The 25816-nt window shown below is 56.2% G+C and carries 24 protein-coding genes and 1 other RNA gene; 18 read left to right on the forward strand and 7 right to left on the reverse strand.

Annotated features, from left to right (window positions below):
- Positions 1–8: 8 nt before the first annotated feature.
- The 6 genes from epd to LRS40_RS11080 all read left to right on the forward strand — a co-directional run bounded on the left by epd (position 9) and on the right by LRS40_RS11080 (position 6104).
- Positions 9–1028, forward strand: a complete 1020-nt coding sequence (gene epd, locus LRS40_RS11055) for an erythrose-4-phosphate dehydrogenase (RefSeq protein ID WP_231313702.1) — start codon at positions 9–11, stop codon at positions 1026–1028.
- A gap of 49 nt (positions 1029–1077) precedes the next feature.
- On the forward strand, positions 1078–2241 hold the full coding sequence (gene pgk, locus LRS40_RS11060; protein WP_106994363.1) for a phosphoglycerate kinase: 1164 nt from the start codon (positions 1078–1080) through the stop codon (positions 2239–2241).
- Between the two features lie 89 nt (positions 2242–2330).
- The gene (gene fbaA / locus LRS40_RS11065; RefSeq protein ID WP_166183909.1) at positions 2331–3410 is read left to right on the forward strand and encodes a class II fructose-bisphosphate aldolase; all 1080 of its coding nucleotides are present in this window, start codon (positions 2331–2333) and stop codon (positions 3408–3410) included.
- A 187-nt stretch (positions 3411–3597) separates the two neighbouring features.
- Entirely contained in the window at positions 3598–4455 is an 858-nt protein-coding gene (locus LRS40_RS11070) for a small-conductance mechanosensitive channel MscS (RefSeq protein ID WP_142487026.1), read from the forward strand.
- Between the two features lie 141 nt (positions 4456–4596).
- Positions 4597–5232 carry an arginine exporter ArgO gene (gene argO / locus LRS40_RS11075; RefSeq protein ID WP_166183907.1) on the forward strand — a complete coding sequence of 212 codons (636 nt, stop codon included), beginning with the start codon at positions 4597–4599 and terminating at the stop codon, positions 5230–5232.
- 92 nt (positions 5233–5324) lie between these two features.
- Complete coding sequence (locus LRS40_RS11080) at positions 5325–6104, forward strand: oxidative stress defense protein (RefSeq protein WP_231313703.1); 780 nt, start codon at positions 5325–5327, stop codon at positions 6102–6104.
- A 59-nt stretch (positions 6105–6163) separates the two neighbouring features.
- Here LRS40_RS11080 and argP read toward each other — a convergent pair whose 3' ends face one another.
- Positions 6164–7057: a DNA-binding transcriptional regulator ArgP gene (gene argP, locus LRS40_RS11085; protein ID WP_106994367.1), complete on the reverse strand. Its 894-nt coding sequence runs from the start codon at positions 7055–7057 to the stop codon at positions 6164–6166.
- A 150-nt stretch (positions 7058–7207) separates the two neighbouring features.
- Here argP and rpiA point away from each other — a divergent pair, with 150 nt between their 5' ends.
- Both rpiA and serA read left to right on the forward strand, forming a co-directional pair.
- Positions 7208–7867, forward strand: a complete 660-nt coding sequence (gene rpiA / locus LRS40_RS11090) for a ribose-5-phosphate isomerase RpiA (protein ID WP_032613951.1) — start codon at positions 7208–7210, stop codon at positions 7865–7867.
- 267 nt (positions 7868–8134) lie between these two features.
- Positions 8135–9367, forward strand: coding sequence for a phosphoglycerate dehydrogenase (gene serA / locus LRS40_RS11095; RefSeq protein WP_156264589.1), 1233 nt, complete (start codon positions 8135–8137; stop codon positions 9365–9367).
- Between the two features lie 101 nt (positions 9368–9468).
- Here the strand turns inward: serA and LRS40_RS11100 are convergent, their stop codons facing one another.
- From LRS40_RS11100 to zapA, 3 genes are all read right to left on the reverse strand, one after another.
- Entirely contained in the window at positions 9469–10065 is a 597-nt protein-coding gene (locus tag LRS40_RS11100; protein WP_231313704.1) for a 5-formyltetrahydrofolate cyclo-ligase, read from the reverse strand.
- 25 nt (positions 10066–10090) lie between these two features.
- Positions 10091–10274, reverse strand: a non-coding RNA gene (ssrS, locus tag LRS40_RS11105) — 6S RNA.
- A 41-nt stretch (positions 10275–10315) separates the two neighbouring features.
- A complete protein-coding gene (gene zapA / locus LRS40_RS11110; protein WP_142487022.1) occupies positions 10316–10645 on the reverse strand; it encodes a cell division protein ZapA in 330 nt (109 codons plus the stop codon).
- Positions 10646–10812: 167 nt separating this feature from the next.
- Here zapA and LRS40_RS11115 point away from each other — a divergent pair, with 167 nt between their 5' ends.
- The 8 genes from LRS40_RS11115 (at position 10813) to LRS40_RS11150 (ending at position 20982) form a co-directional block, all read left to right on the forward strand.
- Positions 10813–11391, forward strand: coding sequence for a YecA family protein (locus tag LRS40_RS11115; RefSeq protein WP_156264587.1), 579 nt, complete (start codon positions 10813–10815; stop codon positions 11389–11391).
- A 21-nt stretch (positions 11392–11412) separates the two neighbouring features.
- Positions 11413–12726, forward strand: a complete 1314-nt coding sequence (pepP, locus tag LRS40_RS11120) for a Xaa-Pro aminopeptidase (RefSeq protein ID WP_142487020.1) — start codon at positions 11413–11415, stop codon at positions 12724–12726.
- Entirely contained in the window at positions 12723–13901 is a 1179-nt protein-coding gene (gene ubiH, locus LRS40_RS11125) for a 2-octaprenyl-6-methoxyphenyl hydroxylase (RefSeq protein ID WP_142487019.1), read from the forward strand. Before pepP ends, ubiH begins: the two co-directional genes overlap by 4 nt.
- A gap of 12 nt (positions 13902–13913) precedes the next feature.
- On the forward strand, positions 13914–15116 hold the full coding sequence (ubiI, locus tag LRS40_RS11130) for an FAD-dependent 2-octaprenylphenol hydroxylase (RefSeq protein ID WP_142487018.1): 1203 nt from the start codon (positions 13914–13916) through the stop codon (positions 15114–15116).
- Positions 15117–15667: 551 nt separating this feature from the next.
- Positions 15668–16762 carry a glycine cleavage system aminomethyltransferase GcvT gene (gcvT, locus tag LRS40_RS11135; protein WP_142487017.1) on the forward strand — a complete coding sequence of 365 codons (1095 nt, stop codon included), beginning with the start codon at positions 15668–15670 and terminating at the stop codon, positions 16760–16762.
- Between the two features lie 23 nt (positions 16763–16785).
- On the forward strand, positions 16786–17175 hold the full coding sequence (gcvH, locus tag LRS40_RS11140) for a glycine cleavage system protein GcvH (protein ID WP_039029826.1): 390 nt from the start codon (positions 16786–16788) through the stop codon (positions 17173–17175).
- Between the two features lie 120 nt (positions 17176–17295).
- Entirely contained in the window at positions 17296–20169 is a 2874-nt protein-coding gene (gene gcvP / locus LRS40_RS11145; RefSeq protein WP_231313705.1) for an aminomethyl-transferring glycine dehydrogenase, read from the forward strand.
- A 69-nt stretch (positions 20170–20238) separates the two neighbouring features.
- Complete coding sequence (locus LRS40_RS11150) at positions 20239–20982, forward strand: SDR family oxidoreductase (RefSeq protein ID WP_142487015.1); 744 nt, start codon at positions 20239–20241, stop codon at positions 20980–20982.
- 59 nt (positions 20983–21041) lie between these two features.
- On the opposite strand, the gene LRS40_RS11155 is transcribed toward LRS40_RS11150, so the two are convergent.
- Both LRS40_RS11155 and LRS40_RS11160 read right to left on the reverse strand, forming a co-directional pair.
- The gene (locus LRS40_RS11155; RefSeq protein ID WP_142487014.1) at positions 21042–22475 is read right to left on the reverse strand and encodes a 6-phospho-beta-glucosidase; all 1434 of its coding nucleotides are present in this window, start codon (positions 22473–22475) and stop codon (positions 21042–21044) included.
- Between the two features lie 113 nt (positions 22476–22588).
- On the reverse strand, positions 22589–23320 hold the full coding sequence (locus tag LRS40_RS11160) for a MurR/RpiR family transcriptional regulator (RefSeq protein ID WP_142490021.1): 732 nt from the start codon (positions 23318–23320) through the stop codon (positions 22589–22591).
- Positions 23321–23371: 51 nt separating this feature from the next.
- Between LRS40_RS11160 and yqfB the strand changes: the two genes are divergently transcribed.
- The gene (gene yqfB, locus LRS40_RS11165) at positions 23372–23683 is read left to right on the forward strand and encodes a N(4)-acetylcytidine aminohydrolase (RefSeq protein WP_231313706.1); all 312 of its coding nucleotides are present in this window, start codon (positions 23372–23374) and stop codon (positions 23681–23683) included.
- 165 nt (positions 23684–23848) lie between these two features.
- Positions 23849–24508: a hemolysin III family protein gene (locus tag LRS40_RS11170; protein WP_142487012.1), complete on the forward strand. Its 660-nt coding sequence runs from the start codon at positions 23849–23851 to the stop codon at positions 24506–24508.
- Between the two features lie 94 nt (positions 24509–24602).
- Here LRS40_RS11170 and ygfZ read toward each other — a convergent pair whose 3' ends face one another.
- The gene (ygfZ, locus tag LRS40_RS11175) at positions 24603–25583 is read right to left on the reverse strand and encodes a tRNA-modifying protein YgfZ (RefSeq protein WP_142487011.1); all 981 of its coding nucleotides are present in this window, start codon (positions 25581–25583) and stop codon (positions 24603–24605) included.
- Between the last annotated feature and the right edge of the window lie 233 nt (positions 25584–25816).

Below are 25816 nucleotides of genomic sequence, written 5' to 3' on the forward strand. Positions count from 1 at the left end.
GGAGACTTATGACCGTACGCGTAGCGATTAATGGTTTCGGTCGCATCGGACGCAACGTGGTTCGTGCTTTATATGAATCCGGGCGTCGGGCGGAAATGACCGTGGTGGCCATCAATGAACTGGCGGATGCCGCAGGCATGGCGCATTTATTGAAGTATGACACCAGCCATGGGCGCTTTGCCTGGGACGTTCGTCAGGAGAGAGAGCAGCTGTTCGTTGGTGATGACGTGATTCGTGTGCTGCACGAGCAGACGATCGACGCCTTACCCTGGCGTGAGCTGGGCGTGGATGTGGTGCTCGACTGTACCGGCGTCTACGGCAATCGCGGACATGGCGAAGCCCATCTGGCGGCTGGCGCGAAGAAAGTGCTCTTCTCACATCCCGGCAGTAACGATCTCGATGCCACGGTGGTTTACGGCGTTAACCATCATGAGCTGCAAGCGGAACACCGCATCGTCTCCAATGCCTCCTGCACCACCAACTGTATTATTCCGGTCATCAAACTGCTGGACGATGCCTATGGCATTGAATCGGGCACCGTGACCACGATTCATTCCGCCATGCACGATCAGCAGGTCATTGACGCATACCACCCGGATCTGCGACGCACTCGCGCGGCGAGTCAGTCCATTATCCCGGTGGACACCAAACTGGCGGCCGGTATTACCCGAATTTTCCCCCAGTTTGAAGACCGTTTTGAAGCTATCGCCGTGCGTGTTCCAACCATTAACGTGACGGCGATCGACCTCAGCGTGACCGTGAAAAAACCGGTAAAAGCCTGTGAGGTCAACATGTTGCTGCAAAAAGCGGCACAGCAAGCATTTCATGGTATAGTTGACTATACGGAATTACTGTTGGTCTCAGTAGATTTTAACCACGATCCGCATAGCGCCATTGTTGATGGCACCCAAACGCGCGTGAGTGGGGCGCATCTGATCAAAACGCTGGTCTGGTGTGATAACGAATGGGGCTTTGCTAACAGGATGCTCGACACCACGTTAGCCATGGCCGCACAAGGTTTCAGGTAAGGCGCGTATTGCGTCTGCAAAACTTTAAGAATCAACGAGAGGATTCACCATGTCTGTAATTAAGATGACCGATCTGGATCTGGCAGGTAAACGCGTTTTCATCCGTGCGGATCTGAACGTACCGGTTAAAGATGGGAAAGTCACCAGCGACGCACGTATCCGTGCCTCTCTGCCAACCATCGAACTGGCACTGAAGCAGGGTGCAAAAGTGATGGTCACCTCCCACCTGGGTCGTCCGACCGAAGGCGAGTACAACGAAGAATTCTCTCTGCTGCCGGTTGTTAATTACCTGAAAGACAAACTGTCCAGCCCGGTACGTCTGGTTAAAGACTACCTGGACGGCGTTGAAGTTGCTGAAGGTGAACTGGTTGTTCTGGAAAACGTTCGCTTTAACAAAGGCGAGAAGAAAGACGACGAAACTCTGTCCAAAAAATACGCAGCCCTGTGCGACGTGTTCGTAATGGATGCTTTCGGTACTGCTCACCGTGCGCAGGCTTCTACTCACGGTATCGGTAAATTCGCTGACGTCGCCTGTGCAGGTCCACTGCTGGCAGACGAACTGGAAGCACTGGGCAAAGCCCTGAAAGAACCAGCTCGTCCAATGGTTGCTATCGTTGGCGGTTCTAAAGTCTCTACCAAACTGACCGTACTGGACTCTCTGTCCAAAATCGCTGACCAGCTGATCGTCGGTGGCGGCATCGCCAACACCTTCGTTGCCGCTCAGGGCCACAACGTGGGTAAATCCCTGTACGAAGCAGACCTGGTTGACGAAGCAAAACGCCTGCTGACCACCTGTGACATCCCGGTTCCAACTGACGTTCGCGTAGCGACCGAGTTCTCTGAAACCGCTACCGCTGAGCTGAAGTCTGTCTCTGACATCAAAAATGAAGAGCAGATTCTGGACCTGGGCGATGCCTCTGCAGAAAAACTGGCTGAGATCCTGAAGAATGCGAAAACCATTCTGTGGAACGGCCCGGTTGGCGTGTTCGAATTCCCGAACTTCCGTAAAGGTACTGAAATCGTGGCTAACGCGATTGCAGACAGCGACGCATTCTCCATTGCTGGCGGCGGTGATACTCTGGCAGCAATCGATCTGTTCGGTATTTCCGACAAGATCTCCTACATCTCCACTGGCGGCGGCGCATTCCTCGAATTCGTGGAAGGCAAAGTTCTGCCAGCAGTAGCCATGCTCGAAGAGCGCGCTAAGAAGTAAGCCATTTTAGGGCAGGGAAACCTGCCCAATTTTCAGCGTGCTTTTAAGAGCTCGCCCCTTTCCAAGGCCGAAGATACAGGACTCGCAACATGTCTAAAATTTTTGATTTCGTAAAACCTGGCGTGATCACTGGTGATGACGTTCAGAAGGTGTTCCAGGTAGCAAAAGAAAACAACTTTGCTCTGCCAGCGGTTAACTGCGTCGGTACCGACTCTATTAACGCCGTACTGGAAGCCGCAGCAAAAGTTAAAGCTCCGGTAATCGTTCAGTTCTCTAACGGCGGTGCTGCGTTTATCGCAGGTAAAGGCGTGAAAACTGACGTTCCTCAGGGCGCGGCAATCCTGGGCGCAATCTCTGGCGCACATCACGTACACCAGATGGCTGAGCACTACGGTGTTCCGGTTATCCTGCACACTGACCACTGCGCGAAGAAACTGCTGCCGTGGATCGACGGTCTGCTGGACGCGGGCGAAAAACACTTCGCAGCAACCGGCAAGCCACTGTTCTCTTCTCACATGATCGACCTGTCTGAAGAGTCTCTGGAAGAGAACATCGAGATCTGCTCTAAATACCTGGCGCGTATGGCCAAAATGGACATGACTCTGGAAATCGAACTGGGTTGCACCGGTGGCGAAGAAGATGGTGTGGACAACAGCCACATGGACGCTTCTGCCCTGTACACTCAACCAGAAGACGTTGATTACGCGTATACCGAGCTGAGCAAAATCAGCCCGCGCTTCACCATCGCTGCCTCCTTCGGTAACGTACACGGCGTGTACAAGCCAGGCAACGTGGTTCTGACCCCGACCATTCTGCGTGATTCTCAGGAATACGTTTCTAAGAAACACAACCTGCCGCACAACAGCCTGAACTTCGTCTTCCACGGCGGTTCCGGTTCTTCTGCTCAGGAAATCAAAGACTCCGTAAGCTACGGTGTTATCAAAATGAACATCGATACCGACACCCAATGGGCAACCTGGGACGGTATCCTGCAGTACTACAAAACCAACGAAGCTTACCTGCAGGGCCAGCTGGGCAACCCGAAAGGCGAAGACCAGCCGAACAAGAAATACTACGATCCACGCGTATGGCTGCGTTCAGCCCAGGCCTCTATGGTGACGCGTCTGGAGCAGGCATTCAAAGAGCTGAACGCGGTTGACGTTCTGTAATTTGTGCTGCTAAAAGCCTCAGAAAGCCCGCGTTAATCGCGGGCTTTTTTTTGCTTTTTCAACTGGCTACAGGCACTATTTATGTGATCTGTTTGGCAAAACTCCCCGCTTTTGTTTACCCTTTACTAACTTGCCTGCCTCGATGGGGGATGCATTTTTATGGTCTGGCTTAGATAAGGAATATTGAATGGAAGATCTCGGTGTTGTAGATAGCATCAATAACGCGGGCTCCTGGCTGGTGCGTAACCAGGCATTGCTGTTGAGTTACGCCGTTAACATTGTGGCGGCCATCGCCATTATCGTCGTCGGTATGATCGTGGCGCGCATCATCTCTAATGCGGTTAACCGCGTGATGCGGGCGCGTCATATTGATGCCACGGTGGCGGATTTCCTATCCGCCCTGGTACGCTACGGCGTTATCGCGTTTACGCTGATTGCGGCGCTTGGCCGGGTCGGGGTACAAACTGCGTCGGTTATCGCTGTACTGGGTGCCGCCGGTCTGGCCATTGGTCTGGCGCTGCAGGGGTCGCTGTCGAACCTGGCCGCGGGCGTGCTGCTGGTCACTTTCCGTCCGTTCCGTTCGGGTGAGTATGTTGATCTGGGCGGCGTGGCCGGTACCGTGCTGCAGGTACAGATCTTCTCTACTACCCTGCGTACCATCGATGGCCGCATCGTGGTGATCCCGAACGGTAAGATCATCGCCAACAACATTATCAACTTCTCCCGTGAGCCGGTGCGTCGTAACGAGTTTATTATCGGGGTGGCCTATGACTCTGATATCGATAAGGTAAAGCAGTTGCTCACCAACATTATCGAGTCTGACGATCGGATTCTGAAGGATCGTGACATGATTGTCCGTCTGAACGAACTGGGCGCTTCATCGATCAACTTTGTGGTGCGCGTCTGGAGCAACAGCAGCGATTTGCAGAATGTCTACTGGGACGTACTGGAGCGCATCAAGCGTGACTTCGATGCCAACGGTATTAGCTTCCCGTATCCGCAGATGGATGTAAACTTTAAACGCGTGAAAGAATCAGAGGAATAACCGCTTCTCAACGACCCGGCAGGCGCAACGCTGCCGGGTTCTCATTAGCTTAGCTAATTGCCAATTAATATTATCCATTTCCGCTTATTATCCTCCCGCAGTATAGTCTGCCCTTAAGACAGCTTCCTGAGATTAATTTTCATGTTATCTTTTTACATTCAAGGGCTTATGATTGGCGCAGCGATGATCCTGCCTCTCGGCCCGCAAAATGCGTTCGTCATGAATCAGGGCATTCGTCGTCAGTATCATCTGATGATTGCGTTGCTCTGCGCAGTGAGCGATATGCTCCTGATCTGCGCCGGTATTTTTGGCGGTAGCGCGCTGCTGATGCAGTCCCCCTGGCTGCTGGCGCTGGTTACCTGGGGCGGGGTCGCGTTCCTGCTGTGGTATGGCTTTGGCGCCCTGAAAACGGCGATGGGCAGCAATATTGAGCTGGCCAGCGCCGAAGTGATGAAGCAGGGGCGCTGGAAAATTATCGTCACCATGCTGGCGGTGACCTGGCTCAACCCGCATGTTTATCTGGATACCTTCGTGGTGCTGGGCAGCCTGGGCGGGCAGCTCGATGCCGAGCCGAGACGCTGGTTTGCACTGGGTACCGTCAGCGCCTCTTTCCTGTGGTTCTTTGGGCTGGCGCTGCTTGCCGCCTGGCTGGCTCCCCGTCTGCGCACCGCCAAAGCCCAGCGCATTATCAACGGCCTGGTCGGTGTGGTGATGTGGGTTATCGCTTTCCAGCTGGCGAAAGAGGGGATTCATCATATTCGGGAACTATTCTACTAAGCGTTGTCTTATGGACATTCGACCAGCAGCCGCTAAGCTTGCTGGCATGCGCCCTGTTACATGGGCACTCTTCGCAACATGGAGGAATAAAAGTGAAGTTGAATGTAATCGCCCTGGCGGCATTAATGGGTTTTGGCGCAGCATCCGTTCAGGCCAGTGAACTGCCTGACAGCCCGCACATTGTGACCTCCGGTACCGCCAGCGTTGATGCGGCCCCGGATATTGCAACCTTAGCCATCGAAGTGAACGTGGCGGCAAAAGATGCCGCTACCGCCAAGAAACAGGCAGACGATCGCGTTGCGCAATATCTCTCTTTCCTGGAGCAGAACGGCGTCGCTAAAAAAGATATCAACTCTGCCAACCTGCGTACTCAGCCGGATTATGACTATAAGGATGGCAAAAGCATCCTGAAAGGTTACCGCGCGGTGCGTACCGTGGAAGTCACGGTACGTCAGCTTGATAAGCTCAACTCCCTGCTGGATGGCGCGCTGAAAGCGGGTCTGAACGAAATCCGTTCTGTCTCCCTGGGTGTTGCGCAACCAGAGAAGTATAAAGACGAAGCGCGTAAAGCGGCGATTGATGATGCCGTGCGTCAGGCGCAGCAGCTGGCTTCTGGCTTTAACAGCAAGCTGGGCCCGGTTTACAGCGTCCGTTACCACGTCTCTAACTATCAGCCGAGCCCGATGGTACGCATGATGAAAGCGGAAGCGGCGCCAGTCTCTGCGCAGGATACCTACGAACAGCCAACCATTCAGTTTGACGATCAGGTTGACGTGGTATTCCAGCTGGAGCCAGCGCAGGGTCAGCAGACTCAGCCGGTTCAGCAGAATCAGCAGAATCAGCAGCAGGATACGGCGACTAAAGCACCGTAAGTCTGGTATTCAGCACAGAAAAAAGGCCGGGTCAGCTTTAATGCGACCCGGCCTTTTTATTAGTCCTGACGCAGGACTTTATGTCCATGGGCCAGCAGCGCGTCGGTGACGTTGCGCATCATCCGGCTTTCCGGGGCAAAGCGGTGCCAGTAGAGCATACGGCGCTGGTGTAAGCCTGGTGTCAGGTCGATCAGCTCGCCGCTGTTCAGCTCTTTCTCGATCTGCAGATGCGGGATCATGCAGCAGGTGGTGCCCTGACGTGCCAGCTGCACGAAGGCTTCGGAGGAGTTCACGATATGGCAGGGTACGCTGCCCGGCGGCAGGTCGAAGTTCTGCTGTAAAAATGCCTGATGCATGTCATCAAGATGGTCAAAGGCCACGGCAGGTGCTTTCAGCAGCGCCGCGCGGGTAACGCCATTCGGGAAGTAACGCTCGGCAAAGGCTTTTGAGCCGACGAAAAGATAATCCAGCGCCCCCAGCTGATCCACCAGACAGCTAGGCAGCGCCTGAGGCTGGATACTGACTGCGCCCACCACTTCACCGCGGCGCAGACGCTCCTGGGTACGGGTTTCATCTTCTACCTGTAAATTCAGACGGATAGGCGAATCGGCCAGCACCGGGGCGAGGGCAGGGAGGAGCCAGGTTGCCAGGCTGTCGGCGTTGACCGCCAGAGAGAGCAGCAGCGGCGTGGAGCCGGTCTGTTCATCCCCCAGCCACTCATCTTCCAGCAGCTCAACCTGCCGCAGCAGCGCCAGCAGCTTTTGTCCCTGTTCGGTTGGACGCGGCGGCACGGTACGAACCAGCAGCGGCTGCCCGAACATGTTCTCAAGCTGTTTGATTCGTTGTGAAACCGCGGATTGGGTAATGCACAGCTTTTGAGCTGCGCGTTCGAATCCGCGTTCACGAATAACGGCATCAAGCGCCTGTAATGTTCTGTAGTCCGGACGTTTCATTGCTCTGGCTGACTCCCAAAAAATTCAATACTTCGCACTATGACATAAATTTATGTTTGATACAGACGAAATTGGTGACCTCGCAGATCACATGGCACAGGCGAATGCTCTATAATGCGCGTCACGCAAAATCACCACGGGCAAGAGATCATGACGCAGGATGAACTGAAAAAAGCAGTAGGATGGGCCGCTCTCCAGTATGTACAGCCGGGTACCATTGTCGGCGTGGGCACAGGGTCAACGGCAGCACACTTTATTGATGCGCTGGGCACGATGAAAGGCCAAATCGAGGGCGCAGTTTCGAGCTCCGATGCATCCACGGAAAAGCTGAAAAGTCTGGGGATCACCGTTTTCGATCTGAACGAAGTTGACCGTCTGGGAATTTATGTCGACGGCGCGGATGAGATCAATGGCCATATGCAGATGATCAAGGGCGGTGGCGCGGCGCTGACGCGTGAGAAAATCATCGCCTCCGTGGCGGACAAGTTTATCTGTATCGCCGATGCCTCCAAGCAGGTGGATATCCTCGGCAACTTCCCGCTGCCGGTTGAAGTGATCCCGATGGCGCGCAGCGCGGTTGCCCGCGAGCTGGTGAAACTGGGTGGCCGCCCGGAATATCGCCAGGGCGTAGTGACGGACAACGGTAACGTGATTCTGGATGTTCATGGTCTGGAGATCCTCGACGCCGTGGCGCTGGAGAATGCCATCAACGGCCTGCCGGGCGTGGTAACTGTAGGGTTATTCGCCAACCGTGGCGCGGATGTCGCCCTGATCGGCACCGCCGATGGCGTTAAAACCATCGTGAAATGATCTGACGGGGGGAGCCTCCCCCCGCTAACTTTTTTTGCAAAAGCGATATTCGGTGACTTGTGTCACATTACTAACCCTCTCCTGACGATCCTGCCGCTTTCTTAATGCTCTGCAGCATTATTCACTGCCAATTGACGCTGTATGACATTTCTTCAGAGTGCCGACGCAAACGTTCATATTGCTGCAATAGTTTTTTTTGATATGTTGGCTGGAGCGGATTTCAATCCAGCACAACAACAGTTCAGACAATCAGACAGGGTCGGGGAAATGGCAAAGGTATCACTGGAGAAAGACAAGATTAAATTTCTGCTGGTCGAAGGGGTGCATCAGAAAGCACTGGATAACCTTCGTGCGGCAGGTTACACCAACATCGAATTTCACAAAGGCGCGCTGGATACCGAACAGCTGAAAGAGTCGATCCGTGATGCCCACTTCATTGGCCTGCGATCCCGTACCCACCTGACCGAAGATGTGATTGCCGCAGCAGAAAAACTGGTCGCGATTGGCTGCTTCTGTATCGGTACCAACCAGGTTGATCTCAATGCTGCCGCGAAGCGCGGTATTCCGGTGTTCAACGCGCCATTCTCCAATACCCGTTCCGTGGCGGAGCTGGTGATTGGGGAACTCCTGCTGCTGCTGCGTGGCATCCCTGAAGCTAACGCCAAGGCCCATCGTGGGATCTGGAATAAACTGGCGTCCGGCTCTTTTGAGGCGCGTGGTAAAAAACTGGGCATTATCGGCTACGGCCACATCGGCACGCAGCTGGGCATTCTGGCGGAATCGCTGGGGATGCACGTCTTTTTCTACGACATCGAAAGCAAGCTGCCGCTGGGTAACGCTACCCAGGTTCAACATCTCTCCGACCTGCTCAACATGAGCGACGTGGTGAGCCTGCACGTCCCGGAAAACGCCTCCACCAGGAACATGATGGGTGCGGAAGAGCTGGCGCTGATGAAGCCGGGCTCGCTGCTGATCAACGCCGCGCGCGGTACGGTAGTGGATATCCCTGCGCTGTGCGAAGCCCTGAAAAGCAAACATCTGGCAGGGGCGGCCATTGACGTCTTCCCGACCGAGCCGGCGACCAACAGCGATCCGTTCAACTCGCCGCTGTGTGAGTTCGACAACGTGATCCTGACTCCGCACATCGGCGGCTCCACTCAGGAAGCGCAGGAAAATATCGGTCTCGAAGTGGCCGGTAAGCTGAGCAAATATTCCGACAACGGTTCAACACTTTCTGCGGTCAACTTCCCGGAAGTGTCTCTGCCGCTGCACGGTGGACGTCGTCTGCTGCACATCCACGAAAACCGTCCGGGCGTGCTGACGGCCATTAACCAGATCTTCGCTGAGCAGGGCGTGAACATCGCCGCACAGTATCTGCAAACTAACGCGCAGATGGGTTATGTGGTTATCGATATCGAAGCGGATGAAGATGTTGCCGAGAAAGCGCTGCAGGGAATGAAGGCCATCCCAGGCACCATTCGCGCGCGTCTACTTTACTGATCCTGCGGTTTGTGGTGTCGGGTGGCGCTTGCGCTTACCCGACCTACAAAGTCCGAGGGTTTATGTAGGCCGGGTAAGGCGTAGCCGCCACCCGGCTTTTTTTACCACTGCCAGACCTTCGACGGCGTCACCACCGCCGGCAGCGGAATATCCCATTTCTCCACCGGTAGCTTTTCAACGCCCTGACAATCATGCGCGTAGCCTACGGGCTGTAAGCCATGCTGCTGCCAGTTCTGTAGCGTGCGATCGTAAAAACCGCCGCCCATCCCCAGACGTTGACCACTCTCATCAAAGGCCACCAGCGGCGTCACCAGCACGCCCAACTGCTCAAGCGGCAGCACGTCGCGCACGTCCAGCTTCGGTTCGGTGATTTTCAGACGATTCACCACCAGCTCGCTGTGAGGATGATAGTGCAGGAACAGCAGGTTCCCGGGACTAAAGGGGTGGAGTACCGGCAGATAGACCTTTTTCCCGGTGCGCCAGAGTTCATCGATCAGCGGTTGGGTATCGAGTTCGCCATCAAAAGAGAGGAACAGGGCAACGGTATGCGCCATGACGACGGGCGGATAAGCCATCATGCGGGCCGCGGCTTGCTGGGCGAAATGGGCTTGCTGTTGAGGCGTTAAGGCTCTGCGTTGCTGACGGATAAACTGACGAATGTGTTGGCGTGAGGCAGGGACTTCAGGAAGTTGCGTCATGGTAGTCGCTGGGTAGAAAGGTGAGGGAATCTCCGAGATGCCGCCGCAGGCTGTAACCCTTGAACCCTTGGTTCAAGGTGAATGTGTCGTCATAGTTTTAAGGCTTCTCGGACGAACCGAGCATGCTCACCAACCATGGAGCGCCACATTCTTGTGGTATGAAATATCGGCTCAGGGGACTGGCCCGCATGCGAACATCTCAGAGAAATTTTTCCTTCAGGGTCACTCTACCATAGTAGACCACGAAGTGTTATTCAAAGTTTTGCCCCGGTCTGTCTGTTATGCGACCCTGATCAAGCAATGCCTGTTCAATGGTCTGCTGGAGCATTTTAATACGTTGTTCCATGCTCGCCGCGTAATCGCGGGTCTTCGCTTTTTCCTGAGTCAGTTCATAACTGATGTTCAACGCGGCGATGAAGACCAGCTGCTCAGTATTTGTGACTCTAGTGCGTTCTTTTAAATCTTGCAACCGCTGATTCAAATCATCCGCAGCCTGATTCAAAGCATCCCTTTGTTCAGGCGGACAATTCACTCGCAGCGAACGGCCAAAAATTTGGATATCGACGGGTTGTGCAGACATGCCACCTTCCTGCTGTTTGACTGCGCTGCCTTCACATCCGCTTCCGGGGGCTGCGAAGGGGCGACACTATAGCTACCCTGGCGCGTAGAAACAAGCCCTATTCTGGTTCACCAGGGTCCAAAGTGGTAGCATATCATGAATATTCCTCCCATTGATGATGAATGCTCATGTCTATACAGAACGAAATGCCTGGTTACAACGAAGTCAGCCAGTTACTGAACCAGCAGGGCGTGGGTTTAACCCCGGCTGAAATGCACGGTCTGATCAGCGGGATGCTGTGTGGTGGAAACAACGACAGCTCATGGCTGCCGCTGGTTCACGACCTGACGAACGAGGGTCTGGCGTTCGGTCACGATCTCGCTCAGGCGTTGCGCAATATGCATGGCGCAACCAGCGATGCGCTGGAGGATGACGGCTTCCTTTTTCAGCTTTATCTGCCTGATGGCGACGACGTCAGCGTGTTCGATCGCGCCGATGCGCTGGCAGGCTGGGTCAACCACTACCTGTTAGGTCTGGGCGTAACGCAGCCTAAGCTGGAAAAAGTGACGGGCGAGGCGGGAGAAGCTATCGACGATCTGCGTAACATCGCTCAGCTGGGCTACGATGAAGACGAAGACCAGGAAGAGCTGGAGATGTCACTCGAAGAGATCATTGAGTACGTGCGCGTGGCGTCTCTGCTCTGCCACGATACCTTTACGCGCGCAAAACCGACCGCGCCGGAAGTGCGCAAACCAACCTTACATTAATAAAAATTCCAGGAGGGTGTCATGACTCAGCAAGAGTATCTTCGCCGCCGTCAGGCATTGCTGGCCACTATGCAGCCGGGCAGCGCCGCGTTGATTTTTGCCGCACCGGAAGCCACGCGCAGCAACGATAGCGAATATCCGTACCGCCAGAGCAGCGATTTCTGGTACTTCACCGGCTTCAACGAGCCGGAGTCGGTGCTGGTGCTGATTAAAAGTCACGATACCCACAACCACAGCGTGCTGTTTAACCGCGTTCGCGATCTCACCGCCGAGATCTGGTTTGGCCGCCGTCTGGGCCAGCAGGCCGCGCCGGAAAAGCTGGGCGTGGATCGCGCTCTGGCGTTCAGCGAAATCAACGATCAGCTCTACCAGCTGCTCAATGGTCTGGATACGGTCTACCACGCGCAGGGTGAATACGCGTATGCCGATGAGATTGTCTTTGCCGCGCTGGATAAGCTACGCAAAGGCTCCCGGCAAAACCTGAAAGCGCCCGCAACCCTCACCGACTGGCGTCCTGCCGTCCACGAGCTGCGCCTGTTTAAATCGGATGAAGAGCTGGATGTCATGCGTAAAGCGGGGGAGATCAGCGCCCTGGCCCATACCCGGGCGATGCAAAAATGCCGTCCGGGGATGTTCGAATATCAGCTGGAAGGCGAAATTCAGCATGAATTTACCCGCCACGGCGCGCGCTTCCCGGCCTACAACACCATCGTCGGCGGGGGTGAAAACGGCTGCATCCTGCATTACACCGAAAACGAGTCTGAATTGCGGGATGGCGATCTGGTGCTGATTGACGCCGGCTGCGAATTTAAAGGCTATGCCGGGGATATCACCCGCACCTTCCCGGTGAACGGCAAATTCACCCCGGCGCAACGCGCCATCTACGACATCGTCCTGCATTCGCTGGACACCGCGCTGATGCTGTTCCGCCCCGGCACCTCCATCCAGGAGGTTACCGGCGAGGTGGTGCGCATTATGGTTAGCGGGCTGGTGGATCTGGGGATTCTTAACGGCGACGTCGATCAGCTGATCGCGGAGAACGCGCACCGTCCCTTCTTTATGCATGGCCTGAGCCACTGGCTGGGGCTGGACGTGCACGACGTGGGCGTCTACGGCCCGGAACGTTCGCGTGTGCTCGAGCCGGGAATGGTGCTGACCGTTGAACCGGGGCTCTATATCGCCCCGGATGCCGATGTGCCCGCCGAGTATCGCGGGATCGGCATCCGTATCGAAGATGATATCGTGATCACCAAATCCGGTAACGAAAATCTGACGGCTTCGGTGGTAAAAAACGCCGACGAGATCGAAGCCCTGATGGCGGCGGCGCGCCCATGAGCATCATCATCGTTGGCGGAGGCATGACGGGCGCCACCCTGGCGCTGGCGATCTCCACCCTGACCCAGGGCAAGCTTCCGGTCCACCTGGTTGAGGCCGTGGCGCCGCAGTCGAGTGGCCATCCGGGGTTCGATGGCCGCGCCATCGCCCTGGCTGCGGGCACCTGCCAGCAGCTGGCCCGCAGCGGCATCTGGCAGGCGATTGCCGATTGCGCCACCGCTATCGAAACCGTTCATGTCAGCGATCGGGGACACGCCGGGTTTGTCACCCTCGAAGCGCAGGACTATCGCATTGATGCGCTGGGGCAGGTCGTCGAGCTGCACGACGTGGGTCTGCGCCTGTTCCGCCTGTTGCAGGATGCTCCCGGCGTGACGCTGCATTGCCCGGCGCGCGTGGAGCACTTTACCCGCAGCGAAACCTCGGTCAGCGTTACGCTGGATGACGGCAGTACGCTCGAGGGACAACTGCTGGTGGCTGCCGACGGCTCACGTTCGGCGCTTGGCCAGCAGTGCGGGATCCAGTGGCAGCAGCAGCCTTACCATCAGCTGGCGGTGATCGCCAACGTTGCCACCGCCGAGCCGCACCGTGGCCGCGCCTTTGAACGTTTTACTCAGCATGGCCCGCTGGCCATGTTACCGATGTCGCAGGGGCGCAGCTCGCTGGTCTGGTGCCATCCGCTGGAAAAGGCGGAGGAGGTGAAGGGCTGGTCTGACGAACGCTTCTGCGTCGAGCTGCAAAAAGCCTTTGGCTGGCGACTTGGGCGCATCACCCATGCCGGGAAGCGTTCGGTCTATCCGCTGGCATTAACCACGGCGTCGCAGTCTGTCTCCCATCGCGTCGCGCTGGTGGGCAATGCGGCCCAGACGTTACACCCCATTGCCGGACAGGGCTTTAATCTCGGGCTGCGGGACGTGATGAGCCTTGCCGAAACGCTGGCGCAGGCCTTTGCCCAACAGCAGGATTGCGGCGCGTATTCGGTGCTGGGCCAGTATCAGAAACGACGTCAGGCAGATAAAGAGGCCACCATCGGTGTGACCGACGGGCTGGTACATCTGTTTGCCAATCGCTGGGCGCCGCTGGTTGCAGGGCGTAACCTGGGGTTGATGGCGATGGAATTATTCATTCCGGCACGCGATGTGCTGGCGCAGAGGACTCTCGGTTGGGTCGCTCGCTAAGGAGTAAACAAAGTGCAGAATGTTGATGTTGCCATTGTCGGTGGCGGAATGGTAGGACTGGCGCTGGCCTGCGGTTTGCAGGGCAGCGGTCTGCGCGTGGCGGTACTGGAGCAGAAACAACCTGAGCCTGTCGCTTCCGATGCGCCGCCAGAACTCCGGGTCTCGGCGATTAATGCCGCCAGTGAAAAGCTGCTGACCCGCATCGGCGTCTGGTCAGAAATTGTCGCCCAGCGTGCGAGCTGCTACCACGGGATGGAAGTGTGGGATAAAGACAGCTTCGGGCATATCGCTTTTGATGATGAGAGCATGGGCTACAGCCATCTCGGCCATATCATCGAAAATGCGGTGATTCACCATGCGCTGTGGCAGAAAGCGCAGCAGTGTAGCGACGTCACGCTGATTGCCCCCGCGCAGCTGCAGCAGGTGGCCTGGGGCGAAAACGACGCCTTTATCACCCTGCAAAGCGGCGACATGCTGACCGCGCGCCTGGTGGTGGGGGCCGATGGGGCAAACTCCTGGCTGCGCAACAAAGCCGACATTCCGCTGACGTACTGGGACTACCGCCATCATGCGCTGGTCGCCACCATCCGCACTGCGGAGCCGCATCAGGCCGTGGCCCGACAGATTTTCCATAACGATGGCATCCTCGCCTTCCTGCCGCTCAGCGATCCGCATCTCTGCTCGATTGTCTGGTCGCTTTCCCCCGAGAAGGCCCAGCAGATGCAGGAGGCGTCCGCCGACGAGTTCAATCAGGCCCTGTGCGTGGCCTTTGATAACCGGCTGGGGCTCTGCACCGTCGAAAGCGAGCGTCAGGTATTCCCGTTAACCGGTCGCTATGCGCGCCAGTTTGCGGCGCATCGTCTGGCGCTGGTGGGCGACGCGGCGCACACCATCCATCCGCTGGCCGGGCAGGGGGTGAATCTGGGCTTTATGGACGCCGCCGAGCTGGTAAATGAATTGCGTCGTCTGCATCGTGACGGCAAAGATATCGGGCAGCATCTTTATCTGCGCCGATACGAACGCAGCCGTAAGCACAGTGCCGCCATGATGCTGGCGGGCATGCAGGGGTTCCGCGAACTCTTTGCCGGTGCCAACCCGGCGAAAAAACTGCTGCGCGATCTCGGCCTGAAGCTGGCTGATACCCTCCCGGGAGTGAAACCGCAACTCCTGCGTCAGGCGATGGGGCTTAACGATCTCCCGGACTGGCTCCGTTAAAATACACTGCATCCTTCAAGCTGCCTCTGCGTTGGCTGCGTCTGCTCACCCCAGTCACTTACTTATGTAAGCTCCTGGGGACTCTCAGACTTGCCGCCTTGATGCAACTTGAATGACTTTGTGTATTGACCCCCGTCACACTTTATTCTGTCGGCCTGTGGGTCGGCAGAATTCCCTCGTTTGAAATAATCTAATTTCACCGACTTTTTCGCATTAGATTAACTAATCTGGCTGTTTTTATGTTACGGAAATTTCGCGCATTTTTCCGCAGTAAATATCATCCTGTGCTAAATCCCATCTTATCTACTTTGCTTTTGTGCGGAACGATTCGCATTTTTATAGTGAATAACTCTGTACGCTTTGCTGGCATTTTTGACCATAAGCTAATGTGATGGCCCATTCTGCCTTATGGTTAACCACCGTTTTCGGTGGTAAGTTCAGGTAAAAGAGAACGTTTGCGTCGGCGTCCGGGAGCGATGCCGATGCCGGGTTTTATGGTGGATTTTTCAGCATAAAACGCAAGACAGCCCAGCTTATTCAACGAGGAAAAGATGGCTCAACAGACGCCTTTATACGAACAACACACCTTATGCGGTGCGCGCATGGTCGATTTCCACGGCTGGATGATGCCGCTGCATTATGGTTCGCAGATTGATGAGCATCATGCGGTGCGCACCGATGCCGGTATGTTCGACGTCTCGCATATGACCATTGTCGATCTGCACGGTAGCCGCACCCGGGAGTTTCTGCGTTATCTGCTGGCAAACGACGTGGCGAAACTCACGAAGCCCGGCAAAGCGCTCTATTCCGGCATGCTGAATGCCTCTGGCGGCGTGATTGACGACCTGATTGTGTATTACCTCACCGAAGATTTCTTCCGCCTCGTTGTTAACTCCGCCACCCGTGAAAAAGACCTCGCCTGGATCACCCAGCACGCTGAACCTTACGCCATCGACATCACCGTGCGTGATGACCTGTCGCTGATTGCGGTGCAGGGGCCGAACGCGCAGGCGAAAGCCGCGTCCCTGTTCACTGATGAGCAGCGCCAGGCCACCGACGGCATGAAGCCGTTCTTTGGCGTGCAGGCGGGCGATCTGTTTGTCGCCACCACCGGCTATACCGGTGAAGCGGGCTATGAAATTGCGATGCCAAACGAAAAAGCGGCCGATTTCTGGCGTGCGCTGGTGGAAGCGGGCGTTAAGCCGGCAGGTCTGGGCGCGCGCGATACGCTGCGTCTGGAAGCCGGGATGAACTTGTACGGCCAGGAGATGGACGAAGGCGTCTCTCCGCTGGCAGCCAACATGGGCTGGACCATTGCGTGGGAACCGGCCGATCGCGACTTTATCGGTCGTGAAGTGCTGGAACAGCAGCGTGAGAAGGGCACCGAACAGCTGGTTGGCCTGGTCATGACCGAGAAGGGCGTGCTGCGCGGCGAGCTGCCGGTGCGTTTCACCGATGCCAATGGCAACCACTGCGAAGGCATTATCACCAGCGGCACCTTCTCCCCGACGCTGGGTTACAGTATTGCTCTGGCACGGGTGCCGGCGGGTATTGGCGAGACTGCCGTGGTGCAGATCCGCAACCGCGAAATGCCGGTCCGCGTGACCAAACCGATTTTTGTTCGCGCCGGTAAGCCGGTCGCCTAATTATTTTTATCAGGAGAAATTCAATGAGCAATGTGCCAGCAGAACTGAAATACAGCAAAGAACACGAGTGGCTGCGCAAAGAAGCCGACGGCACTTACACCGTCGGGATCACCGAACATGCTCAGGAGCTGTTAGGTGACATGGTCTTCGTGGATCTGCCGGAAGTGGGCGCGACCGTCACCGCGGGCGACGACTGCGCCGTGGCCGAGTCGGTAAAAGCGGCTTCTGATATCTATGCGCCAGTGGGCGGCGAAATCGTGGCGGTTAACGACGCCCTGAGCGACTCCCCGGAGCTGGTTAACAGCGAGCCATACGGCGAAGGCTGGATCTTCAAAATTAAAGCCAGCGACGAAGCGGAAGTTGCCGCTCTGCTGGATGCTACTGCGTACGAAGCCTTACTGGAAGACGAGTAAACCTTTCCCTCTCCCCTCTGGGGAAAGGAGAGTCAACGTAGGCCCGGTAAGCGTTAGCGCCACCGGGCAACAGAGTTACAAACAACTACGATTCACTGCACGTTTCAGGAACCATCGCTCATGACACAGACTTTAAGCCAGCTTGAAAACCGTGGCGCCTTCATTGAACGTCACATTGGGCCGGATGCTCAACAACAGCAGGAGATGCTGAAGACGGTTGGCGCGGATTCGCTCAACGCACTGATCGGCCAGATCGTGCCAAAGGATATTCAGCTCGCCACCCCGCCACAGGTGGGTGAATCGACCACTGAATACGCTGCACTGGCGGAACTGAAAGGCATTGCCAGCCTGAACAAGCGCTTTAAGTCTTACATTGGCATGGGCTACACCAACGTGCAGTTGCCGCCGGTTATTCTGCGCAACATGCTGGAAAACCCGGGCTGGTATACCGCCTACACTCCATATCAGCCGGAAGTGTCTCAGGGCCGTCTGGAAGCGCTGCTCAATTTCCAGCAGGTCACCCTGGATCTGACCGGTCTGGACATCGCCTCGGCCTCGCTGCTGGATGAAGCCACCGCCGCCGCAGAAGCAATGGCGATGGCAAAACGCGTCAGCAAACTGAAGGGCGCTAACCGCTTCTTCGTTGCCGCCGACGTTCACCCGCAAACCCTCGACGTGGTGCGTACCCGTGCGGAGACCTTTGGTTTTGAGGTGATTGTTGATGACGCTGACAAAGTGCTGGATCACCAGGATGTGTTCGGCGTGCTGCTGCAGCAGGTGGGCACCAGCGGTGAGGTCCATGACTACGGCACCCTGATTACCGAACTGAAAGCGCGCAAAATCGTCGTCAGCGTGGCGGCCGATTTTATGGCGCTGGTGCTGTTAACCGCCCCGGGCAAACAGGGCGCAGACATCGTCTTCGGCTCTGCGCAGCGCTTCGGCGTGCCGATGGGCTACGGCGGCCCACACGCGGCCTTCTTCGCCGCGAAAGATGAATTCAAACGCTCCATGCCAGGCCGCATTATCGGCGTATCAAAAGATGCCGCCGGTAACACCGCCCTGCGCATGGCGATGCAGACTCGCGAGCAGCACATTCGTCGCGAGAAAGCGAACTCCAACATCTGTACCTCGCAGGCGCTGCTGGCCAACATTGCCAGCCTGTATGCCGTCTTCCACGGCCCGGTGGGCCTGAAGCGTATCGCCAGCCGTATTCATCGTCTGGCCGATATCCTGGCCTGCGGCCTGCAGCAGAAAGGTCAAAAACTGCGCCACGCCCACTTCTTCGATACCCTCTGTGTCGAAGTGGCCGACAAAGCGGCGGTGCTGGCGCGCGCCGAAGCCGTAGAGATTAACCTGCGCAGCGACATCCTCAATGCGGTGAGCATTACCCTGGATGAGACCACTACTCGTGAAGATATTCAGGTCCTGTTCAACGTCCTGCTGGGTGACGACCACGGCCTGAATGTGGATACTCTCGATAAAGAGATGGCGCATGACAGCCGCTCTATCCAGGCGACCATGCTGCGCGACGACGCGATCCTCGCCCATCCGGTGTTTAACCGCTACCACAGCGAAACCGAGATGATGCGCTACATGCACTCCCTGGAGCGCAAGGATCTGGCGCTGAATCAGGCGATGATCCCGCTGGGCTCCTGCACCATGAAGCTGAACGCCGCCGCCGAGATGATCCCGATCACCTGGCCGGAATTCGCCGAGCTGCACCCGTTCTGCCCGGCAGATCAGGCGGAAGGCTACCATATGATGATTAACCAGCTTTCCGACTGGCTGGTAAAACTGACCGGCTACGACGCCCTCTGCATGCAGCCGAACTCCGGCGCCCAGGGGGAGTACGCGGGTCTGCTGGCAATCCGTCACTATCACGAGAGCCGCAACGAAGGTCATCGTGATATCTGCCTGATCCCAAGCTCTGCCCACGGTACCAACCCGGCCTCTGCCCAGATGGCGGGGATGGAAGTGGTGGTTGTCGCCTGTGATAAGAACGGCAACATCGATCTGGCTGACCTGCGTGCCAAAGCAGAACAGACCAGCGATAAGCTCTCCTGCATCATGGTGACCTATCCGTCCACCCACGGGGTATACGAAGAGACCATCCGTGAAGTGTGCGAGATCGTGCACCAGCACGGCGGCCAGGTTTACCTCGATGGCGCCAACATGAACGCCCAGGTAGGGATCACCACGCCAGGCTTTATCGGCGCGGACGTGTCGCACCTGAACCTGCACAAAACCTTCTGCATTCCGCACGGCGGTGGCGGCCCGGGTATGGGTCCGATTGGCGTGAAAGCGCACCTGGCCCCGTTCGTACCGGGTCACAGCGTGGTGCAGATTGAAGGTATGCTGACCCGTCAGGGCGCGGTCTCTGCGGCACCGTTCGGCAGCGCCTCTATCCTGCCAATCAGCTGGATGTATATCCGCATGATGGGTGCAGAAGGACTGAAGCAGGCCAGCCAGGTGGCGATCCTGAATGCTAACTACATCGCGACGCGTCTGAAGTCTGCCTTCCCGGTGCTCTACACCGGTCGCGATGGCCGCGTGGCGCACGAATGTATTCTGGATATTCGTCCGCTGAAGGAACAGACCGGCATCAGCGAGCTGGACATTGCCAAACGTCTGATCGACTACGGCTTCCACGCCCCAACCATGTCGTTCCCGGTCGCGGGCACGCTGATGGTTGAGCCAACCGAATCCGAAAGCAAAGCCGAACTGGACCGCTTTATCGACGCGATGCTGGCGATCCGCATGGAGATCGATCGCGTTCAGGATGGCGAATGGACGCTGGAAGATAACCCGCTGGTCAACGCCCCGCACACCCAGCACGAGATGGTGGCGGAGTGGAATCACGCTTACTCCCGCGAGCTGGCGGTCTTCCCGGCAGGCGTTGCCAACAAGTACTGGCCGACCGTGAAGCGTCTTGATGACGTCTACGGCGACCGTAACCTGTTCTGCTCCTGCGTGCCAATGAGCGAATACCAGTAACCTTTCTGCCATACTGTAGGCCGGGTAAGCGCAAGCGCCACCCGGCTTTTTTTGTTTCTGGAGAGTCTTATGGCAATTGCACTTGTAACCGGCGCCAGCCGCGGAATTGGCAAAGCTACGGCGCTGCAGCTGGCGAGCGAAGGCTATACCGTGGCGGTGAACTATCACCACAACATCAAAGCCGCCACCGACGTGATCGCGCAGATTGTGAAAGAGGGCGGCCGGGCCTTTGCCCTGCGTGCGGACATCAGCGATGAAGCGCAGGTCATGGCGATGTTTGACAGCCTCGATCGTGAAGGCGAGCCCCTCACCGCGCTGGTTAACAACGCCGGCATTCTGTTTGAGCAGAGCACCATCGAAAATCTCTCTGCCGAACGTATTAACCGCGTGCTGGCCACCAACGTGACCGGGTATTTCCTCTGCTGCCGTGAGGCGGTGAAACGCATGGCGCTAAAGCATGGCGGGAAAGGCGGGGCGATTGTGAACGTCTCGTCCGCGGCCTCACGACTCGGCGCGCCGGGGGAGTATGTGGATTACGCGGCATCGAAAGGGGCCGTGGACTCCCTCACTACCGGGCTAGCGCTGGAGGTGGCGGCACAGGGCATTCGGGTTAACTGCGTCCGTCCGGGGCTGATTTATACCGAAATTCATGCTTCCGGCGGGGAGCCAGGACGTGTGGATCGGGTGAAGTCGATGCTGCCGATGCAGCGCGGCGGCCAGCCTGAAGAGGTGGCGCAGGCGATTGTCTGGCTGCTGAGCGAGAAGGCGTCGTACGTGACGGGCAGCTTTATTGAGTTAGCGGGCGGGAAGTAAATCCCACCCGCATCATTTGTAGGCCGGGTAAGGCGAAGCCGCCACCCGGCGTTACAGAATTAAAGCTCCTCGCCGTTGCTGGCGATCACCGCTTTGTACCACTCAAAGCTCTTCTTACGCGAACGGGACATGTCGCCGGTGCCGTCGTCGTGCTTGTTCACGTAGATAAAGCCGTAGCGTTTGCTGTACTGGCCGGTGGTGAAGGACACGCAGTCGATGCAGCCCCACGGGGTGTAGCCCATCAGATCCACGCCATCATGAGTCACGGCTTTTATCATCTCTTCGACGTGGGCGCGCAGGTAGTCGATACGATAGTCATCGTTGATGCTGCCGTCCTCTTCCACTTTGTCGTAAGCGCCGAAGCCGTTTTCCACGATAAACAGCGGCTTCTGATAGCGCTCATACAGCTCGCACAGGGCGTAGCGCAGACCCACCGGGTCGATCTGCCAACCCCAGTCCGACGCTTTCACGTGCGGGTTCGGAACGCTGCCTTCGAAGCCGGAGATTGCATCGCCGGTGCCGCCTTCCGCTTTCACCGCGTTGGTCATGTAGTAGCTGAAGCCCAGATAGTCGCAGGTGCCTTCACGCAGGATCTGCTCATCGCCCGCTTCCATATTGATGGTAAAACCGCGACGCTCCCACTCGTTCAGGACGTAAGACGGGTAATAGCCACGCAGCTGCACGTCGGTAAAGACATAGCGTTCACGCATCGATTCCTGAGCAAACATCACGTCTTCTGGCTTGCAGGAGAACGGATAAAGCGCCACCATCGCCAGCATGCATCCGACTTTCATTTCCGGGTTGATACGGCGGGCGGCTTTCACCGCCAGGGCGCTGGCCACGAACTGGTGATGCAGCACCTGATACATGGTCTCTTCCGGGTTCTGATGCTCGGTATAGACCACGCCGGAGCAGCAGTAGCCGAACAGCGGGGCGCGCCAGTTACGCTGGTTGTTGATCTCGTTGAAGGTCATCCAGTATTTGACCTTGCTCTTGTAGCGCTCAAACACCACTTCAGCGAAATTAACGAAGAAGTCCACCACCTTACGGTTGGTCCAGCCGCCGTACTCCTGCACCAGGTGCAGCGGCATTTCGAAGTGGGAGAGGGTGATTACCGGCTCGATGTTGTACTTCAGCAGCTCATCGAACATGTCGTCGTAGAACTTCAGCCCCTCTTCGTTCGGCTGGGTTTCGTCACCTTTCGGAAAGATACGGGTCCAGGCAATGGAGGTGCGGAAGCATTTGAAACCCATCTCGGCAAACAGCTTGATGTCTTCTTTATAGTGACCATGGAAGTCGATGGCTTCATGGTTCGGGTAGTATTTGCCCTCAACCACTTCCTGGGTGATCTCACGCGGTACGCCGTGTGCGCCACCGGTCAGCACGTCACAAATGCTTGGGCCTTTGCCGCCTTTGTTCCAGCCGCCTTCAACCTGATGCGCCGCGACCGCGCCGCCCCATAAAAAGTCTTTTGGTAAAGTGAGTTTTTTCATCTTTGCTAATCTCATTTATTGTCTTATTTTTGAGTCTAACAAAGGGGAATAAAAAGTCACGATATAACAATTCACAGAAATTGTAATTTGTCACTTCTAAAAAACAGGGTGTTTTATTCTGTTAATTTCTTCGCCAGTTTGCGTCCCAGTGATTCAAGAATATAAATCACCGGGATTTGCGTCGTAATATCGTAGACGCCTGCGATACGCGTTTGGGGTACATGCCAGGAGAGATTAAAGTCCGCCAGTTTCGCCAGCCGCGAATGTTCGTGGCTGGTGATCGACAGAACCTTGCAGTGATGCAGGCTGAACTGGCTGGCGAAGCGCAGGATCTCTTCGGTTTCGCCCGAGACCGAGAGGACAATCGCCAGGGCGTTTTTCGCCATATCGTTGGTGACCGGGAAATAAGGATCGTCGATATGGTTGCTGAATTTACCAATATTGGAAAAGAACCGCGCACCGTATTTTGCCAGCGAGCCAGAAGTGCCTGCGCCGACAAATATAATACGCTCCGACGATAAGATAATATCCACGGCGTTATTTAAAAGCGTATCAAATTCATCGTTGTTTACGCTTTTGAAAAAACTGATAATCTCACTGGCACCAAAATTGGCCTGCTGCGGTTCGTTTTGTTCGAGATATAATTTAAACCGCACGCGGAATTCAGAATAGCCATCGCAATTGAGTTTGCGGCAAAAGCGCAGCACGGTGGTGGTGGAAACCCCTGCCGCATCCGCCAGTTCGCGGATGGTCATGTACATCACCCGATCGCGGTTTTTAATGACGGTGTTGTAGACCATCATCTCCAGATTATTGAGACTGGCAATGGCGGAATGGGAGAACATGCTCACAGTGGCTAAACTCACTCATCAACTTCATCTTCAGGGAATAATAACATGCAGCCAAACGACATTACTTTTTTTCAGCGCTTTCAGGATGACATTCTGGCCGGACGTAAGACCATCACCATTCGTGATGAGAGCGAGGCGCACTTTAAAGCGGGCGATGTTCTGCGGGTAGGGCGTTACGAAGACGACGGCTACTTTTGTACCATTGAGGTGACAACTACCTCGACCGTGACGCTGGAAACGCTGACCGAAAAACATGCTCAGCAAGAGAACATGACCCTGGGAGAACTTAAGCGGGTCATCGCGGAGATCTATCCGAATCAGACTCAGTTTTATGTCATTGATTTTAAATGTCTTTGATTTTTAACATGAACAAGCGTTAGCTGAAAATATCACTCAAATATATGATTGTATTAAATAAATATTTATATGATATTTATTTTAGCTAACAGGTGTTCACTGGAATCATTCTCAGTTAGCATAGTCAGCGATGCAGTATTCACTTATGTTTTCCCGGAGTTCTCTATGGTTAGCAAGCCATTAACCGCACAGGGATATTCGCTGGCTGAGGAAATAGCCAACAGTATTAGTCACGGGGTCGGTCTGGTGTTTGGCATCGTCGGGCTGGTATTGCTGCTGGTCCAGGCCGTCGACACCAACGCCAGCGCGCTGGCGATCACCAGTTACAGCCTGTATGGCGGAAGCATGATTCTGCTGTTCCTGGCCTCCACCCTTTACCATGCCATTCCGCATCAGCGGGCCAAGATCTGGCTGAAAAAATTCGACCACTGCGCCATCTATCTGCTGATTGCCGGGACCTATACGCCGTTTTTGCTGGTGGGGCTGAATTCGCCGCTGGCGCGCGGACTAATGATCGTTATCTGGAGCCTGGCGCTGCTGGGGATCCTGTTTAAGCTGACCATTGCGCACCGTTTTAAGGTGCTGTCGCTGGTGACCTATCTGACGATGGGCTGGCTGTCGCTAATTGTGGTCTATCAGCTGGCGGTAAAACTGTCGGCGGGCGGGGTGACGTTGCTGGCGGTGGGCGGAATTGTCTATTCGCTGGGGGTGATTTTTTACGTCTGCAAGCGCATTCCCTATAACCACGCGATCTGGCACGGTTTTGTGCTGGGCGGCAGCGTGTGCCATTTCCTGGCGATTTATTTGTATGTAGGGCAGGTTTAATTAAGATTGTTTTTGCCCGGCGGCGCTACGCTTGCACGGGCCTACGGGTTTCGTAGGCCGGGTAAGGCGAAGCCGCCACCCGGCACTAACACCATCACTCTTCCAGCGAATACGGCAGCGGCTCGATGCTCAGGGTATTCACATCTTCGCGCACGCGGAACACGCTATCCGGCTCCATATCATTATTCATGACGGCCTGCACCAGCAGACGACCATCATCGAGCTGAACGGCGGCAAGCACGGTGCCGGTCCGGCGCCAGTTCTCACCCATTTTCAGCTCCAGATCTTCACCGGCTTCCGGTACACGGCTCGCCTGGCCCGCCAGATACCACAGCGCGCGTTTGTTGGCGCCGCGGAACTTCGCCCGGGCCACCATCTCCTGGCCGGTATAGCAGCCTTTTTTAAAGCTGATCCCGCCGAGTGCCTGCAGGTTGGTCGCCTGAGGAATAAACTGCCCGCTGTTGGCGGCATCGATTACCGGGATGCCCGCTTCAATGTTCAGCGCCAGCCACTGCTGGCTGTTATTCAGCTGGGCTTCGCCACGCAGGGCCTGGGTCACGCGCTCTGCGGTAGCAACATCGGTTACCAGCAGGAAGCGTTCCGCCGGGTGTTCAAACCACAGCAGCGAGGTGGCGCCGTCGTGAGTCACCTGTTTTTCGGCATCCGGCAGTTCGCTGAACAGATTTTTCAACGCCGCGCGCGCCTGGAACCCGGCTACGCCCAGCAGCACCAGCTCGTCATCGGCAGCGATGGTCACTTTTGAGAACACCGCATACTTTTTCAGCTCCGCGAGCTGCGCGTCGCGCAGGCTGCGGCGTTCGATCAGGGCAAACCCGTCCTGACGGCGGAAGAGGCGCAGGTTGCTCCACATCTTGCCTTTTGGATCGCAGTGCGCGGCCAGCAGGTGTTGGTGTTCGGTCATCTGACTGACATCAGCGGTCACCTGGCCCTGCAGGTACTTTTCGCTGTCCAGGCCGACGAGGGTTGCCAGCGCCCAGTCATCAAGGGTCATAAGCGTCAGCGGCAGACGCGCAGAGGCGACAGGCTGGCGCGGGGAGAAAGGTGTAAATGCCATAGTGAGGTCCTGAATTGCATAACGCTTTGTTAATGCCTAATGGTAAAAGAGACTGTAGCCAATGCAAGCGGTTTCAACAGGCTATTCGTGCCCTCGCGCTGTTCTGCGTAGCACGACGCAAAACGGATGAACACGCTTTTTTGTTGTGGTTTTTTCTGGAAGAGTGCGGCAGGAACGTAATATTCCAGTAATGAAACAGCAAAAAACACGTTACACTAAGAGCCGTTTCTTCC

Origin of the sequence: Leclercia sp. G3L, from assembly GCF_021117075.1 — a bacterium.
GTDB lineage: Bacteria > Pseudomonadota > Gammaproteobacteria > Enterobacterales > Enterobacteriaceae > Enterobacter > Enterobacter adecarboxylatus_C.